The 14335-nt window shown below is 72.4% G+C and carries 12 protein-coding genes and 1 tRNA gene; 6 read left to right on the top strand and 7 right to left on the bottom strand.

Annotated elements, in window-relative coordinates:
* Nucleotides 1-298: 298 nt before the first annotated feature.
* From ACZ6S5_RS28410 to ACZ6S5_RS28400, 3 genes are read left to right on the top strand one after another with little or no spacing between them, the layout of a single operon-like run.
* Complete coding sequence (locus tag ACZ6S5_RS28410) at nt 299-1915, top strand: class E sortase (protein ID WP_466005311.1); 1617 nt, start codon at nt 299-301, stop codon at nt 1913-1915.
* Nucleotides 1916-1917: 2 nt separating this feature from the next.
* Entirely contained in the window at nt 1918-2196 is a 279-nt protein-coding gene (locus ACZ6S5_RS28405; protein WP_466005275.1) for a hypothetical protein, read from the top strand.
* Between the two features lie 4 nt (nt 2197-2200).
* Entirely contained in the window at nt 2201-2851 is a 651-nt protein-coding gene (locus ACZ6S5_RS28400) for an aminodeoxychorismate/anthranilate synthase component II (RefSeq protein WP_466005273.1), read from the top strand.
* Between the two features lie 120 nt (nt 2852-2971).
* On the opposite strand, the gene pknB is transcribed toward ACZ6S5_RS28400, so the two are convergent.
* Genes pknB through ACZ6S5_RS28365 form a run of 7 tightly spaced genes read right to left on the bottom strand, consistent with a single transcriptional unit; the run spans nt 2972 to nt 11886 of the window.
* Nucleotides 2972-4780, bottom strand: coding sequence for a Stk1 family PASTA domain-containing Ser/Thr kinase (gene pknB / locus ACZ6S5_RS28395; protein WP_466005271.1), 1809 nt, complete (start codon nt 4778-4780; stop codon nt 2972-2974).
* Nucleotides 4777-6159, bottom strand: coding sequence for a serine/threonine-protein kinase (locus ACZ6S5_RS28390; protein WP_466005269.1), 1383 nt, complete (start codon nt 6157-6159; stop codon nt 4777-4779). The genes pknB and ACZ6S5_RS28390 overlap by 4 nt, the downstream gene beginning before the upstream one ends.
* A 1-nt stretch (nt 6160) precedes the next feature.
* On the bottom strand, nt 6161-7666 hold the full coding sequence (locus ACZ6S5_RS28385; protein ID WP_466005267.1) for a peptidoglycan D,D-transpeptidase FtsI family protein: 1506 nt from the start codon (nt 7664-7666) through the stop codon (nt 6161-6163).
* Entirely contained in the window at nt 7663-9150 is a 1488-nt protein-coding gene (locus ACZ6S5_RS28380) for an FtsW/RodA/SpoVE family cell cycle protein (protein ID WP_466005265.1), read from the bottom strand. The genes ACZ6S5_RS28385 and ACZ6S5_RS28380 overlap by 4 nt, the downstream gene beginning before the upstream one ends.
* A 28-nt stretch (nt 9151-9178) precedes the next feature.
* Nucleotides 9179-10609, bottom strand: coding sequence for a PP2C family protein-serine/threonine phosphatase (locus ACZ6S5_RS28375; protein WP_466005263.1), 1431 nt, complete (start codon nt 10607-10609; stop codon nt 9179-9181).
* Nucleotides 10606-11091, bottom strand: a complete 486-nt coding sequence (locus ACZ6S5_RS28370) for an FHA domain-containing protein FhaB/FipA (protein WP_412819834.1) — start codon at nt 11089-11091, stop codon at nt 10606-10608. Before ACZ6S5_RS28370 ends, ACZ6S5_RS28375 begins: the two co-directional genes overlap by 4 nt.
* A 6-nt stretch (nt 11092-11097) precedes the next feature.
* Nucleotides 11098-11886 carry an FhaA domain-containing protein gene (locus tag ACZ6S5_RS28365; RefSeq protein WP_466005261.1) on the bottom strand — a complete coding sequence of 263 codons (789 nt, stop codon included), beginning with the start codon at nt 11884-11886 and terminating at the stop codon, nt 11098-11100.
* A 209-nt stretch (nt 11887-12095) separates the two neighbouring features.
* Between ACZ6S5_RS28365 and ACZ6S5_RS28360 the strand changes: the two genes are divergently transcribed.
* The 3 genes from ACZ6S5_RS28360 to ACZ6S5_RS28350 all read left to right on the top strand — a co-directional run bounded on the left by ACZ6S5_RS28360 (nt 12096) and on the right by ACZ6S5_RS28350 (nt 14162).
* Nucleotides 12096-12181: transfer RNA gene (locus ACZ6S5_RS28360), tRNA-Leu, on the top strand.
* A gap of 107 nt (nt 12182-12288) precedes the next feature.
* Complete coding sequence (locus ACZ6S5_RS28355; RefSeq protein ID WP_466005259.1) at nt 12289-13362, top strand: NAD-dependent epimerase/dehydratase family protein; 1074 nt, start codon at nt 12289-12291, stop codon at nt 13360-13362.
* On the top strand, nt 13359-14162 hold the full coding sequence (locus ACZ6S5_RS28350; protein ID WP_466005257.1) for a WecB/TagA/CpsF family glycosyltransferase: 804 nt from the start codon (nt 13359-13361) through the stop codon (nt 14160-14162). Before ACZ6S5_RS28355 ends, ACZ6S5_RS28350 begins: the two co-directional genes overlap by 4 nt.
* The last annotated feature ends 173 nt before the right edge of the window (nt 14163-14335 follow it).

Genomic DNA, 14335 nt, shown 5'->3' with positions numbered 1-14335 from the left:
CCGGCGTACCGGGCTCTTCGGTGACGCTCCCCCGGACGCCTACGCCGCGCCGGCCCCCGCAGGCCGCGATCCAATCCCGTCGGCGCCGACCAGCCCCGACCGGCGCGGCGCGGCGCCGGCCGGCCCGGACCGGCCCGCCCATCCCGGCCACGAGCCCGTCCGGCCGGCCACCGGCGCGGAGCCGCGCCGGCCCGGCACGACGAGCGCGCCCCACCAGCCGCCGACCGCGACGCCGCAGCCGGATCCGCACCACCCCGGTCCGAACGCCTGGCCGGCCCAGACCGCCCCGCCGCGTCGCCTGCCCACCGAGCCGCCGCCGCGCTGGGGGGACGAGATCGCCGCGCGCGCGCACCCGGCCACGCCCGCCAGCCCGGCGGCTCCCGCCAGCCCGGCGGCTCCCGCCAGCCCGGCGGCTCCCGCCAGCCCGGCGGCTCCCGCCAGCCCGGCGGCTCCCATCGGCCCGGCCACTCCCACCAGCCCGGCGGCTCCCGCCGGCCCGGCCGCTCCCACCAGCCCGGCCGCTCCCGCCGGCCCGGCCGCTCCCGCCGACCGTCGACCAGGCGCCGAGCCGCAGGCTGCCGGAGCCGACCGGCCGATCACCGCCGCACGGGCCCTGGACCCGTCCGGTACGACGGGCCCGACCACCGCCGGGCCGGGCGCTGGGGCGCCGGGAACGGCGGCCGGAGCGCCGAGCCGGTCGGCCGGGCAGCCCGGCGGCGGGCCGGCTGTCCCGTCCACGACTCCGGGCGTACGGCCGGCCGCACCGGGTGACGCGCCGACCGCGATCATCCCCCGGGTGTCCGACCGGCCGGAGGCCCGCCCCACGTCGGCGGAGGGTGCTGAGAGCCGCGCCCGGAACACCGGACCCGCCACGGCGGAACCCGTCGGCGGCACGCCGCGCCCGGCCGCGCCGGCGGATGGCGCACCACGGTCAGCGGCACCCGGTGGCGTACCGCAGGCGGGCCGGCCCGGGCGGCCGGAGACCGGCGGCGTGCCGGCGGATCCGGGCGCGACCGCCGTACTTCCGGCCGTCACCGCCCGACGCCCGAGCAGCCCCGCCCTCGACTCCACGGCGCTGATGGGAGCCGTGCCGCCGCTGCGCGAGAACCACGGCGACGAGCCCGCCGACACCCCGGCCGAACCGCCCCAGCCCCGGCGGGGCGAGCGTGTGGTGCAACTCCGGCCCGAGCAGACCGGCGAGGGATACAAGAGCGTCTACTCCGAGCTGACCCGCCCGACCGTCGGCTCCCGGCTGCGTACCGGGATCCGGGCCACCGGCGAAGTGCTGATCACCTTCGGCCTGGTCGTGCTGCTCTTCGCCGGGTACGAGATCTGGGGCAAGACGGTGATCGTCGACGCCCACCAGAACGACCTGAACAGCCAGCTCGCCCAGGAGTGGGGCGGCAACACGGACCCAACGGTCGCCCCGACCGGCCCCACCCCCAAGCCCACCCCACCGGCCGAGGGCAAGCCCGTCGCCGGGCTCTACATCCCCAAGTTGGACAAACACTGGGTGGTGGTCGAGGGGGTCACCCCGGACGACATCCGGTACGCCCCGGGCCACTACCCGAAGAGCGCCATGCCGGGCCAGGTGGGCAACTTCGCCGTCGCCGGGCACCGGATCCGCGCCACCTTCTGGCGGCTGGACGAGCTGAAGCCGGGCGACGACATCGTGGTCGAGTCCCAGACCGAGTGGTTCATCTACAAGGTCTACCAGCAGCAGGTCGTCCGGCCGACCCAGGTCGAGGTGGTCGCGCCGGTGCCGGGCGAGCCCGGCGAGAAGCCGACCGAGAAGCTGCTCACGTTGACCACCTGCAACCCCAAGTTCGACAACTACCAACGGTTGATCATCCACGCCAGGCTGGACCACGCCCAGGCCAAGTCCGCGGGCCGGCCGCCGGAGCTGGAAGGCTGACGATGTACGCGTGGATCTGGCGCAAGCTGCCGTTCGGGCCGGCGGGAAAGCTGATCGGCTCGGTGCTGCTCGCCGCGGCCTCGGTCGCCCTGCTCTGGTTCGTGGTCTTCCCGTGGGCCGAGCCGCTGCTCCCCTTCGACGACGTCCAGGTCACCCAGGACTCCGGCGTACCGGGTGACGACGGCGGCGAGCTCACCGTGCCGAGCGTGCGCCCCAGCGAGGAGGACATCCCGTACAGCACGGAGACCAACAACGCCCCGCCCACCACCCCGAGCAGGTGACCCGATGCGCGTCCTGGTGATCGACAACTACGACTCGTTCGTCTTCAACCTGGTGCAGTACCTCGGCCAGCTCGGCGTCGACTGCGAGGTACGACGCAACGACGAGATCGACGTCGCCGAGGTCGGCCGGGTGGGGGCCGCGGGTGTGCTGCTGTCGCCCGGGCCGGGGAGCCCGGACCGGGCCGGCATCTGCCTCGACGTCATCCGGGAGTACGCCGGCAAGCTTCCGCTCTTCGGCGTCTGCCTCGGCCATCAGGCGATCGGGGAGGCCTTCGGCGCGACCGTGACCCGGGCGCCGGAGCTGCTGCACGGCAAGACCTCCGAGGTGAGCCACCACGGGGTGGGTGTGCTCGCCGGCCTGCCCGACCCGTTCACCGCCACCCGGTACCACTCGCTCGCCGTGCTGCCCGAGACGCTCCCCGACGAGCTGGAGGTGACCGGCTGGACGGGCTCCGGCGTAGTCATGGCGATGCGGCACCGGACCCTGCCGATCGAGGGTGTCCAGTTCCACCCCGAATCGGTGCTGACCGAGGGCGGGCACCTCATGCTGGCGAACTGGTTGGCCGTCTGCGGCTACCCGGCGGCGCTGGAGCGCGCACCGGAGCTGGCCGCCGAGGTGGACGCCCGCCGGCGGGCCGCCTTCGCCACCGCCTGACCGGCTCGCCTCGCGCGGGATCGGCGAGGTTGCGCGGTCCCGGCCCCGGACACCGCCGGGTCGGCGATCCGGAGGCGGTGAGAACATCGAGGCCCCGACCGGAGTCGGGGCCTCGATGCCTCACTGCTCGGAGACTCCCGCTGGCGGGGTCGGGAAGGGGAATCCGCCACCGGTGCCCGGCGTCGTGGGCGAACCGGTGGGGCTGGGCGAGGTCGGGCTTTCGGTCGGCTCCGGCGGCGCGATGTCGACGTAGATGGTGACCCGACTGCCCTTCGGGAGGTCCTTGTTGGCGTCGGGGGTCTGCTTGCTGACCTTGCCGACCTGGTCCGGGTTGGTGGCCTCGTCACCGTCAAGGACCCGCACCTTGTACCCGGCGTTCTTCAGGAGTCGCTCCGCCTGGTCCTTGGGGAGGCCGATCACGTCCGGGACCTTTGCGACATTGCCCTTGGACACCAGCACCTTGACGGTGGAGCCGACCAGTACCGTCTGGCCCTCCTTGGGATCGACGCTGACGACGAGGCCCTCCGCCAGGCTGCTGTCGACCTCCTCGGAGTCGACGTGGAGTTCCATCCCTTCGAGCTGCTGCTTGACGTTCGTGAACTGGGAGCCCTTCAGCCCGTCCGGGATGGTGACCTTCTTCGGGCCGCCACAGATCTGGATCGTGACGGTGTCGCCCTTGTTCACGGTCGTGCTGGCCGGCGGGCTCTGGCCGACCACGGTGCCCTTCTCGCAGTCGTTGTTCTGCACCGTCTCGCCGAGCATCGGGTTGAGCTGCGCGTTCCGGACCTCCTGGAAGGCGACGGCCTGGGATTTGCCCTGCAAGGCCGGCACCCGGACCTGGTCCGCCCCCTTCTGGTTGAGGTACAGGGCGGCGGCCAGGGCGATCACCGCGAGCACGCCGAGCGCGGCGAAGGTCGCGATCACCCACGAAGAGCTCTTCCGCTTGCGCGCGTCGCCGACCCGGGCCGGCATCTGCTGGCGGGTCTGCGGGCCCATCATCTGGGTCGGGTAGCCGCCGGCAGCGGCGGCCGGGCCCATCGCCGCGGTCTCGTCCATCGGCATGACCGGGGTGGCCAGCACCGGCCGCCCGGCGGCGGCGCGGAGCAGGTCCGCCCGCATCTCGCCAGCGCTCTGGTAGCGGTTCAGCGGGTTCTTGGACAGCGCCTTCAGGACGATGGCGTCCACCGCCGGGTTGACGTCCGGGTTGATGGTGCTCGGCGTCGGCGGCTGCTCCCGCACGTGCTGGTAAGCGACGCTGACCGGGCTGTCCCCGACGAACGGCGGATGCCCGCAGAGCAGTTCGAACAGGACGCAGCCGGCCGCGTAAACGTCGGAGCGGGCGTCGACCGCCTCACCGCGCGCCTGCTCGGGGGACAGGTACTGCGCCGTGCCGATGACCGCGCTGGTCTGCGTCATCGTGGTGGCCCCGCTGGCCAGGGCCCGGGCGATGCCGAAGTCCATCACCTTGACCTGGCCGGTCTGGGTGAGCATCACGTTGCCCGGCTTGATGTCCCGGTGGATGATGCCGTGCCGGTGGCTGAACTCCAGCGCGGCGCACATGTCGGCGCAGATCTCCAGCGCCCGGCGCGGCTGGAGCCGGCCCTCGACGCCCAGCACCTCCTTGAGGGTCCGTCCGTTGACGAACTCCATCACGATGAACGGCAGCGTCTCGCCGGTCGGCGCGGTCTCCTCGCCGGTGTCGTACACCGCGACGATCGCCGGGTGGTTCAGCGAGGCGGCGTTCTGGGCCTCCCGGCGGAACCGCATCTGGAAGGTGGCGTCCCGGGCGAGATCCGCCCGGAGCATCTTGATCGCGACGTCCCGCCCGAGCCGGAGATCGCGACCGCGGTGCACCTCCGCCATGCCGCCGTAGCCGAGCAGCTCGCCGACCTGGTACCTGCCACCGAGCAGGCGGGCCTGCGCTGTCATCGCGTCTCTCGTCCTTCGCTCGTCGTCGTCTCGCCGCCAGCCGGCTGGAGCCGTATCTCACGACGGTACGACGTACCGACCAGATCGTCCGCACCGTGGGCCCGCACCGCGCCGGACGTCACGCTCACCGGAGCAAGCGTGCCGGCTGGGCCGGCCGCCGCGTACTTCCGGTAGTAGTACGAAATCACGCCGGAGCAGAGGACCACCAGTACGGCAATCACCACGGCGGTGACCCACAGTCCCGACCGGGACCGGCGCGGGGCCGGCGGCGGGGCGGCCGGCGGCGGGGCGGCCGGCGGCCGCGCGTACCCGAGGGGGTTGTGCTGTCGGGGCGGCGGGACCGTCGCCGCGCCGCGCGGCGCCACCGGCGGGCGCGGCTGCGGGGCGGGCTGCGCCGCCGCGGCCGGACCCGGCGCGACCGGCGGGCGGGCGGCCACCGCGGGCGGCCGGGGCTGCGGGCGCGACGCGGCCGGGACCTGCGCCCGGGCCGCCGGCGCGGCGGGCGAGGAGGGTACGCCGGAGATCGGCCCGGCGTGCCCGGCGCCGCCCCGGGTCTGCTGCGACAGGGCGAGCTTGGCCTGCCGGGCGACGCTCGCCAGCGCGGCGGCGCTCGGCCAGCGGGCCGCCGGGTCCTTCGCCATGGCCCGCTCGACGATCGCCCTGACCTGGGGCGGGATGTCGGCGGGGAGGGCCCGGGGGGCCTCCCGCACGTGTTTCATGGCGATCTCGAGCGGGTTGTCCCCCTCGAACGGTCGTCGGCCGGCGAGGCACTGGTACGCGACCACGCCGAGCGCGTACACGTCGGAGGCCGGAGTGGCGACCGCGCCGGTGGCCTGCTCGGGCGAGATGTACGAGGCGGTGCCGAGCACCGAGCCGGCGGCGGTGAGCTGGCCCACCAGGTCGGAGCGGGCGATGCCGAAGTCGGTGAGCACCAGCGTGCCGTTGGGCCGGACCAGCAGGTTGCCCGGCTTCACGTCGCGGTGCACGATCCCCTTCTCGTGGGCGGCGTGCAGCGCGTCGGCGGCCTGCGCGAGCAGGGCCATCGTCCGGGCCGGGGTGAGCCGCCCGACCCGGCTGAGCGTCGAGGAGAGCGCGTCGCCCTCGACGTACTCCATGACCAGGAAGGCGATCTGCTGGTCGCTGCCGAAGTCGTAGACGTCCACCACACCGGGGTGGTTGATGGTGGCCATCGTCCGCGCCTCGCCGCGGAACCGCTCGGCGAAGCCCGCCTCGTCGAGCAGGGCGGGGAGCAGGCTCTTCACCGCGACGGTCCGGCCGAGCACCTGGTCGGTGCCGCGCCAGACGTCACCCATGCCACCGCTGGCGATCCGCTCGTCGAGGCGGTAGCGGTTGCCGAGCTGCACCCCGGGGCTGAGCATGTCAGCGGCCCCCGGAGTCGGCGATGGCCGCCGCCATGATCTTGCCGGCGATCCGGGCCGCCTCGTGGCTGCCACCGGACCCGGCCTGCTCCAGCTCCACGCAGACGGCGGAGATCGGGGTGCCGTTCTTGTCCAGGGCGAAGCCGATGAACCAGCCGTGGTCGGGGGTGCCCGGGCTGGACTGGGCGGTGCCGGTCTTGCCGCCGACCGTGTAGCCCTGGATGCGGGCCGACTTGCCGGTGCCGTTCTCGACCACGCTGACCATCATGTCCTGCAGGTCGGCCGCGACCTGCCCGCTCACCGGCTGGCGCAGTTCGCGCGGCTTGGCGGTGTAGTAGCTGGTGGTGCGGTCCGGGGCGAGCAGCTGCTTGACCAGGTACGGCCGCATCTGGCTGCCGCCGTTGGCGACCGAGGCGGCGATCAGCGCACCCTGCAACGGGGTCATCCGGACGTCACGCTGGCCGATCGAGGACTGGGCCAGCGCGGCGGGGTCGGTGGCGCCGCCCGGGGCGGTGATCTCGCCGGTCCGGCTGGCGGCCACCGTCAGCCCGCCCTCGCCCAGCTGACCGACGGTCAGGTCGTCCTGCTCGAAGCCGAACTGGCGGGCCTTCTCCTTGACCTTGTCCGCGCCGAGCTTCACACCGAGCTGCGCGTAGCCGGTGTTGCAGGACTCGGTGAGCGCCTGGATCAGGGTCACCTCGTCCTGCGGGCAGATCGAGTCCGCCGCGTTCCTGATCGGCTGCCCGGAGGTCGGCGGGGTCCAGCTCGCCCCGGCCGGAATCTTGGTCTGCTTGGTGTAGCCGCTCTCCAGCGCCGCCGCCGACATGATCACCTTGAAGGTGGAGCCGGGCGGCAGCGTCTCGGAGAGGGCCCGGTTGTTCAGCGGGTGGTCCGGGTCCTGCTCGAGCCTGTTGTACGCCTTCGACGCCGCGGCGGTGTCATGGCTGACCAGCGGGTTCGGGTCGAAGCTCGGCATGGAGACCAGCGCCTGCACCGCACCGGTACGCGGGTCGATCGCGATCGCCGCACCCCGGGTCGCCCCGACCTCGTTGTCCTGGAGCTGCTTGAACGCCGTGTCCTGGGCCCGCTTGGAGAGGGTCAGCAGCACGTTGCCGCCGCCGGTCTTGTTCCCGGTGAACATGTCCTTCACCCGGTCGCCGATGAGCTGGTCGCTGGTGCCGGCGAGAAACTGGTTCTCGGTCCGCTCGATGCCGGTCGCGCCCCCGTTGACCGGCTGGTAGCCGAGCACGTGTGCGTACTCCTCGCCGGCGGGGTAGGTGCGCAGGAAGCGCAGCTTTCCGCCGGTGTCCTTGCTGAGCGCGTACGCGGTGCCACCGACCTCGATGTTGCCGCGCTTGCGGTCGTACTCGGCGACCTGGACCCGACCGTTGTAGTCGCTGTTGCGGTATTCGTCCGCCTTGTAGGCCTGGATCCAGTTCAGGTTCGCGAAGAGCAGCCCGAACAGGATCATCACGACCACTCCGACGCGGCGCAGCGGTGCGTTCACGGCCGGATCACCTCCGTGGGGGCACCGTGCAGCTGTTCCGGCGGACCGCCCGTCGGCCGGGCTGCCGGCCCGCCTCCGGTCACCGGCCGGCGAGCGCCGTCGGAGACCCGGAGCAGGACCGCGATGAGCAGCCAGTTCGCCATCAGCGACGAGCCGCCGGCGGAGAGGAACGGCGTGGTCTGACCGGTCAGCGGGATGAGCTTGCTGATCCCGCCGACGATCACGAAGACCTGCAGACCCAGGGTGAACGCCAGGCCGCCGGCGAGCAGCTTGCCGAACGAGTCCCGCACCGCCAGCGCGGCCCGCAGCCCCCGCTCGACGATCAGCAGGTAGACCACGAGCAGCGCGGAGAGGCCGAAGAGACCGATCTCCTCGCCGATCCCCGCGAAGATGAAGTCGGTCTGCACCTCGGGCAGCAGGGTCGGCTGGCCACCGCCCGGGCCGGCGCCGAAGAGGCCACCGCTGCCCAGCGTGAGCAGGCCCTGGACGAGCTGGTAGCCCTTGTCGTACGGGTCACCGAACGGGTCCAGCCAGATCTCCGCCCGGAGGTAGAAGTTCGCGAACGGCCCGCCGACGGTGCTGCCCAGCACGTACGCCAGGTAGGCGCCGCCGAAGAAGAGGACCAGACCGATCAGCAGCCAGCTGACCCGTTCGGTGGCGATGTAGAGGGTCACCACGAACATGCCGAAGTAGAGCAGCGAGGTGCCCAGGTCCTTCTCGAATACCAGGACCAGGATGCTGATCATCCAGACCACCAGCACCGGGCCGAGGTCCCGCCCGCGCGGGAAGTCGATGCCGAGCAGCCGGCGGCTGGCCAGCGACAGCACCTCCCGCTTGCGAACCAGGTAGTAGGCGAAGAAGGTGAGCAGGGCCAGCTTCGCAAACTCGCCCGGCTGGATCTGGAACCCGCCTGCCCGGATCCATAGCTTGGCACCGTTGACCTCGGAGAACCGGGACGGCAGCACCGCCGGGATCATCACCAGCACGATGCCGGCCAGCCCCAGGGTGTACGCGTACCGGGAGAGCGACCGATGGTCCCGCATGATCGCCAGCAGCGCCGCGGCGAGCACCACCCCGGCAAGCGTCCAGGCGAGCTGCCGCCCGCCGGTGCCGGCGAAGATGGCCAGGTGCTCCCGCTCCTCCGGGGCCGCCTGGGCCAGGTCGTAGCGGCGCAGGAAGCCCACGCCGATGCCGTTGAGCAGGGCGACCGCCGGCAGCAGCGCCGGGTCGGCGAAGGGCGCCAGCCAGCGGATCACCAGGTGCAGGCCGAGGAAGACCAGGCCCAGCGTGGCGGCCGGGATCCAGAAGTCCGAGGTGACCGTGTCCAGCACGTTCGCCTCGACGGTGGCCGAGTATGCCGCGACCAGCACCATGGCGAGCAGGAGCAGCGACAGTTCGGCGTTGCGCCGGGACCGGGCCAGGCGTACGCCGGGCTGCTCGCCCGTCGAGGCGGGCGAGGCTGCCGGTACGGCGGCTGCGGTCACGGATGCGTCCTTCGGGTCGAACCGACGCTCACTCCGGCGAACGGCAACCGGCCGGGTCGACCGGCGGGACCGTGTCGGAGGGGACGGCGTCGGGCGTGGTGGTCGGCGCGGCCGGCGTGGGCGTGGGGGTGACCGGCGCGAGGGCGGTGGCGCTGCCGGACGGGGCCGCCGCGCTGGCGGTGGCGGTCGGCGTCGGGCTGAGCGCGGCGGCCGTCGGGGTCGGGCTGGCCGGGCAGAGCGGCTTCAGGTTCGGGTTGGCCGGGTCGTCGCTGGTCAGCTCGGCCAGCCGGCGCTCGGCGTCCGGCTCGCTCTTGGCCTGGATGCCCTGCTTGACCTGCTCCTGCGCGGCCAGGGTGAGGTCGTCGAGCTTGGCCTCGCTGGTGGCGTGCACGCTGGACAGGTCGAGGCCGGCGACCTGGCCCGGTACGCCCCGGAACACCGCGAGCTGCCCGTCCTGGGTGGCACCGACGTAGTACTGGCGCTGGGTGTAGCTCCACCCGCCGAACAGGCCGCCGCCGAGGATGACCAGCAGCGCGAGCAGCATGGCCGCGGTCCGCAGCGGGTGGTGCCGGCGCGCCTCGGGCTCGTCGTCGCGGGCGTCCGCGGGCTCCTCCGGCGCGGGCGGCCGGGGGGCGGAGAGCGCGGAGGCGCGGGCCGCCGGGGTGGAGACGTCGGCCGACGTGGCCATGCCCCGGTCCCGGGCGGCGGCGCCGCCGACGATCGGGGACGCCTCGACGATGTCCTGGTCCGTCGCGTCCGCGATGATCACCGTGATGTTGTCCGGGCCGCCGCCGCGCAGGGCGAGCTGCACCAGGCGTTCGACGCACTGCTGCGGGTCGGCGTACTCCCGCATGGTGTCCCCGATGGTGTCCGCGCTGACCACGCCCGAGAGACCGTCGGAGCAGATCAGGTAGCGGTCGCCGGGGAGCACCTGGCGGACGCTGTACTCGGGGTCGATGTCACGGCCGTCGAGCGCCCGGGTGAGCAGCGAGCGCTGGGGGTGGCTGCTCGCCTCCTCCGCGCTGATCCGGCCCTCGTCGACGAGCATCTGGACGTACGTGTCGTCCTTGGTGATCTGCGCGAACTCGTTGTTCCGCAGGAGGTAGGCCCGCGAGTCACCGATGTGGACCATCCCGAGCTTGCTGCCGGAGAAGAGGGTCGCGGTGAGCGTGGTGCCCATCCCCTCCAGTTGGGGATTGGCGTCCACGGTGTCGCGGAGCTGCTGGTTGGCGGTGCCCACGGCCGAACGCAACGCGTCGACGAGGGCGTCCCCGGGGACGTCCTCGTCGAGGGGCGCCATGGCACCGATGACGATGTTGCTGGCGACGTCACCGGCGGCCATGCCGCCCATGCCGTCGGCAACGGCGAGCAGCCGCGGTCCGGCGTAGACGGAATCCTGGTTACCGTCTCGGATCAGACCGCGGTCGCTGTGGGCCGCGTAGCGCAGGGTCAGAGTCATGGCCGTAATTCGAGGGAAGTGCGGCCGATCCGGATCGGCACGCCGAGGGGGACGGGGGTTGGTCCGGTGACCTTAGCGCGATCCAGGTAGGTGCCGTTAGTCGATCCGAGGTCCTCGACGTACCACTGCCCGTCACGCGGCACGAGTCGGGCGTGTCGCGCCGACGCGTAGTCGTCGGTGATCACCAGTGTCGAATCCTCGGCGCGACCGATGGTGATCTGCGCCTCGCCCAGCGTGATCCGGGTGCCGGCCAGCTGACCCGCGGTGACCACCAACTGGTGCGCGGCCCTGCCCCGCTTGACCTTGGCCGGCTTCGCCGCCGGTCCGGCCGGGGCGCCGACCCCGCGCGGCGCGGCCACCAGCCGACCCGACCGGGCCCCCGCGAAGAGGTCCCGACGGATCACACCGACCACCGTGAACACGAAGATCCACAGCAGGATGAGGAACCCGAACCGGGCGACGGTGATGACGAGTTCCGGCAAGGCTGGTCAGCCGTCCACGCGGAAGGTCAGGGTGGTCGTGCCGAGCTGGACCATGTCGCCCGGGTTGAGGGCGACGGCGGAGACGCGCTGGCCGTTGACCATCGTGCCGTTGGTCGAGCCGAGGTCCGTCAGCACGACCTGGCCACCGTCGAAGTCCAGCCGGGCGTGCCGGCGGGAGATCCCGACGTCTGGCAGGCGCAGGTTGGCCTGGTCGCCGCGACCGATCACGGTCGAGCCCATCTGGAGGGGATAGGTGCGGCCGTCGCCGGAGACCAGCCGGACGTTGCGGCCACCGCCGTGCCCGGGCGGGGGGCCGTAGCCGCCACCCTGGTCGTAGGCCGGGTAGGCCGGACCGGCGTCGTAACCGCCGGGCGCGGAGACCGGCGCGACGTCGCCACCGGTGTAGACCTCGGCGGTGACCCGGAACATGCCGGTGTCGAGCCCCTCGCCGCGCTCGATCTCGACGATCACGTCCCCGTAGACCGTCCAGGCCTGCTCGCCGATGAACTCCGCCTGCGACTGGGCCAGCTCCTGGGCCAGCGCGGCGGCGTAGGGCGCCAGCCGACTGTGGTCGTACGGCGAGAGATCGATCACGTAGCGGTTGGGCACCAACGTGCGCCCGCCGGCCAGGATCGCCTTGTGCGCCTCGGCCTCCCGCTGCATGGCGTTGAGGATCTCCACGGGGTGGACCACCCCTTTGAAGACCTTGGCGAAGGCCCCCTCGACCAGGCCTTCCAGACGCTTTTCGAAGCGTTGCAGCACGCTCACCGGCTCCTCCTCGGGTCCCGAGGCCATGATGGTATCCGGACACCGCCTCCGCAGCTCACATGCCGCTCGGCCGGCTGCCGGCGGCCCGTTCGTGGACGGCCCGATGGTCGTGCTACAGTTTCGTCCGCCACGAACGGTGATCGCTCGTGGCGATGACCGGTGACAGCGTAATATGTTCCGGCACCCGCCGCAGGTGGCGGGTGCGGGATGGGATACGGTGTTGCAGGTCAGGCCACGGGGAAGTGGCGGAATGGCAGACGCGCACGGTTCAGGTCCGTGTGCCCGAAAGGGCGTGGGGGTTCAACTCCCCCCTTCCCCACCATCACGAGGGCTCCGCGGACAGCGGGGCCCTCGCTCCGTATCGGGGCAGGCTGCACGTCACGCTATGCTCCGATTCGTTCCCTGCCTCCCATGGATCAGGAGTGGCGTGTGAGTGTCGCGTTGGTGACCGGCTCGGGCGGTCTGATCGGTTCCGAGGCGGCCCGGCACTTCGCCGGCCTCGGTCTCCACGTGGTCGGCATCGACAACGACATGCGCCGGTACTTCTTCGGCGAGGACGGGTCGACGGCCTGGAGCCTGGACCGGCTCGCCGCCGACCTGGGCACCGCCTACACCCACTACCCGGTGGACATCCGGGACCGGGACGGCCTGGAGAAGGTCTTCAGGAAGTACGGCTCGGACATCGCCGTGGTGATCCACAGCGCCGCCCAGCCGAGCCACGACTGGGCCGCCAAGGAGCCCTACACGGACTTCGACGTGAACGCGGGCGGCACGCTCAACGTGCTGGAGAACACCCGGCGGCACGCGATCGAGGCGCCGTTCATCCACTGCTCCACCAACAAGGTGTACGGCGACCGCCCGAACAGCCTGCCGCTGGTCGAGCTGGAGACCCGGTACGAGCTGCCCGATGACCACCCGTGGTACGAGGGCATCACCGAGGACATGTCGATCGACGAGTCGCTGCACTCGATCTTCGGCGCCTCGAAGGTCGCCGCCGACGTGATGGTCCAGGAGTACGGCCGCTACTTCGACATGAAGACCGCCTGCTTCCGGGGCGGCACGCTGACCGGCCCGGCGCACTCCGCGGCCGAGCTGCACGGCTTCCTGGCGTACCTGATGCGCTGCGTCATGGAGGGCCGCACGTACAACCTCTTCGGCTACAAGGGCAAGATGGTCCGGGACGCGATCCACTCCCGGGACGTGCTCACCGCGTTCGAGGCGTTCTTCCGCGAGCCGCGCTCGGCGCAGGTCTACAACCTGGGCGGCGGCCGGCACTCGAACACCTCGCACATCGAGGCGTTCCGGATCGCCGAGCAGATCACCGGCCGCGAGGCGAAGATCAACTACGTCGAGCAGGCCCGCACCGGTGACCACCAGTGGTACGTCAGCAGCATGGCCCGGTTCGAGGAGCACTACCCGAACTGGAAGATCACCTATGACGTGCCGATGATCCTCCGCGAGATCTACGAGGCCAACGTCGACAAGTGGGTGCCGACGGCATGACTGGCACCAAGCGGAACGTCCTCGGCGTCCTCGTCGACGCGACCGACTACGCCCGGGCGACCGAGGCGGTCGTCGCGGCGGCGCACGAGCGGCGTCCGCTGGCCCTGACCGCGCTGGCCGTGCACGGCGTGATGACCGGGGTGCTCGACCCCGCGCACAACGCCCGGCTCAACTCGTTCGACGTGGTCACCCCCGACGGCCAGCCGGTCCGCTGGGCGCTCAACCTGCTGCACGGCGCCGGCCTCATCGACCGGGTCTACGGGCCGGAGCTGACGCTGCGGGTGCTCGCCCGGTTCGCCGCGGAAGGGCTGCCGGTCTACCTCTACGGCTCCACCGAGGAGACCCTGTCCCGGCTGGTCCCGGCGCTGGAGCGGAAGTTCCCGGCGCTGAAGATCGCCGGCGTCGAGGCGTCCAAGTTCCGCGCGCTCTCCCCCGGTGAGGACGTCGAGATCGCTGACCGGATCAAGGCCAGCGGGGCCCGGCTGGTCCTGGTCGGGCTGGGCTGCCCCCGCCAGGAGGTCTTCACGTACGCCATGCGGCCGCTGCTGGACATGCCGCTGATGGCGGTCGGCGCGGCCTTCGACTACCACGCCGGCCTGCTGCGCAACCCGCCGCCGTGGATGCAGCGGGCCGGGCTGGAGTGGTTCTGGCGGCTCGGCCTGGAGCCGAAGCGCCTCTGGCGGCGCTACGTCATCCTCAACCCGGCCTACCTGGCCCGGCTGGCCGCGCAGAAGACCGGCCTGTGGAAGGCCACCCCGCCGCCGCCGGCCACCGAGCGCCCGGCCACCTTCGACGTCTGACGCCCGTACGACGTCCGGCGGTCACCCCGAGGGGGACCGCCGGACGCCGGTGGGAAGAGGTTGGCTCAGGAGACGTTCACCGCGGTGTCGTCGATGACGAAGGACGTCTGCAGGGAGATGTCCTCGGTGCCGGTGAACTTCAGGGTGACGGTCTGGCCGGCGTAGGCGGCCAG

This window comes from Micromonospora sp. NPDC051924, from assembly GCF_055586005.1.
Note: the sequence above shows the minus strand (reverse complement) of the source record. Positions and strands in the feature narration are given on the sequence as shown.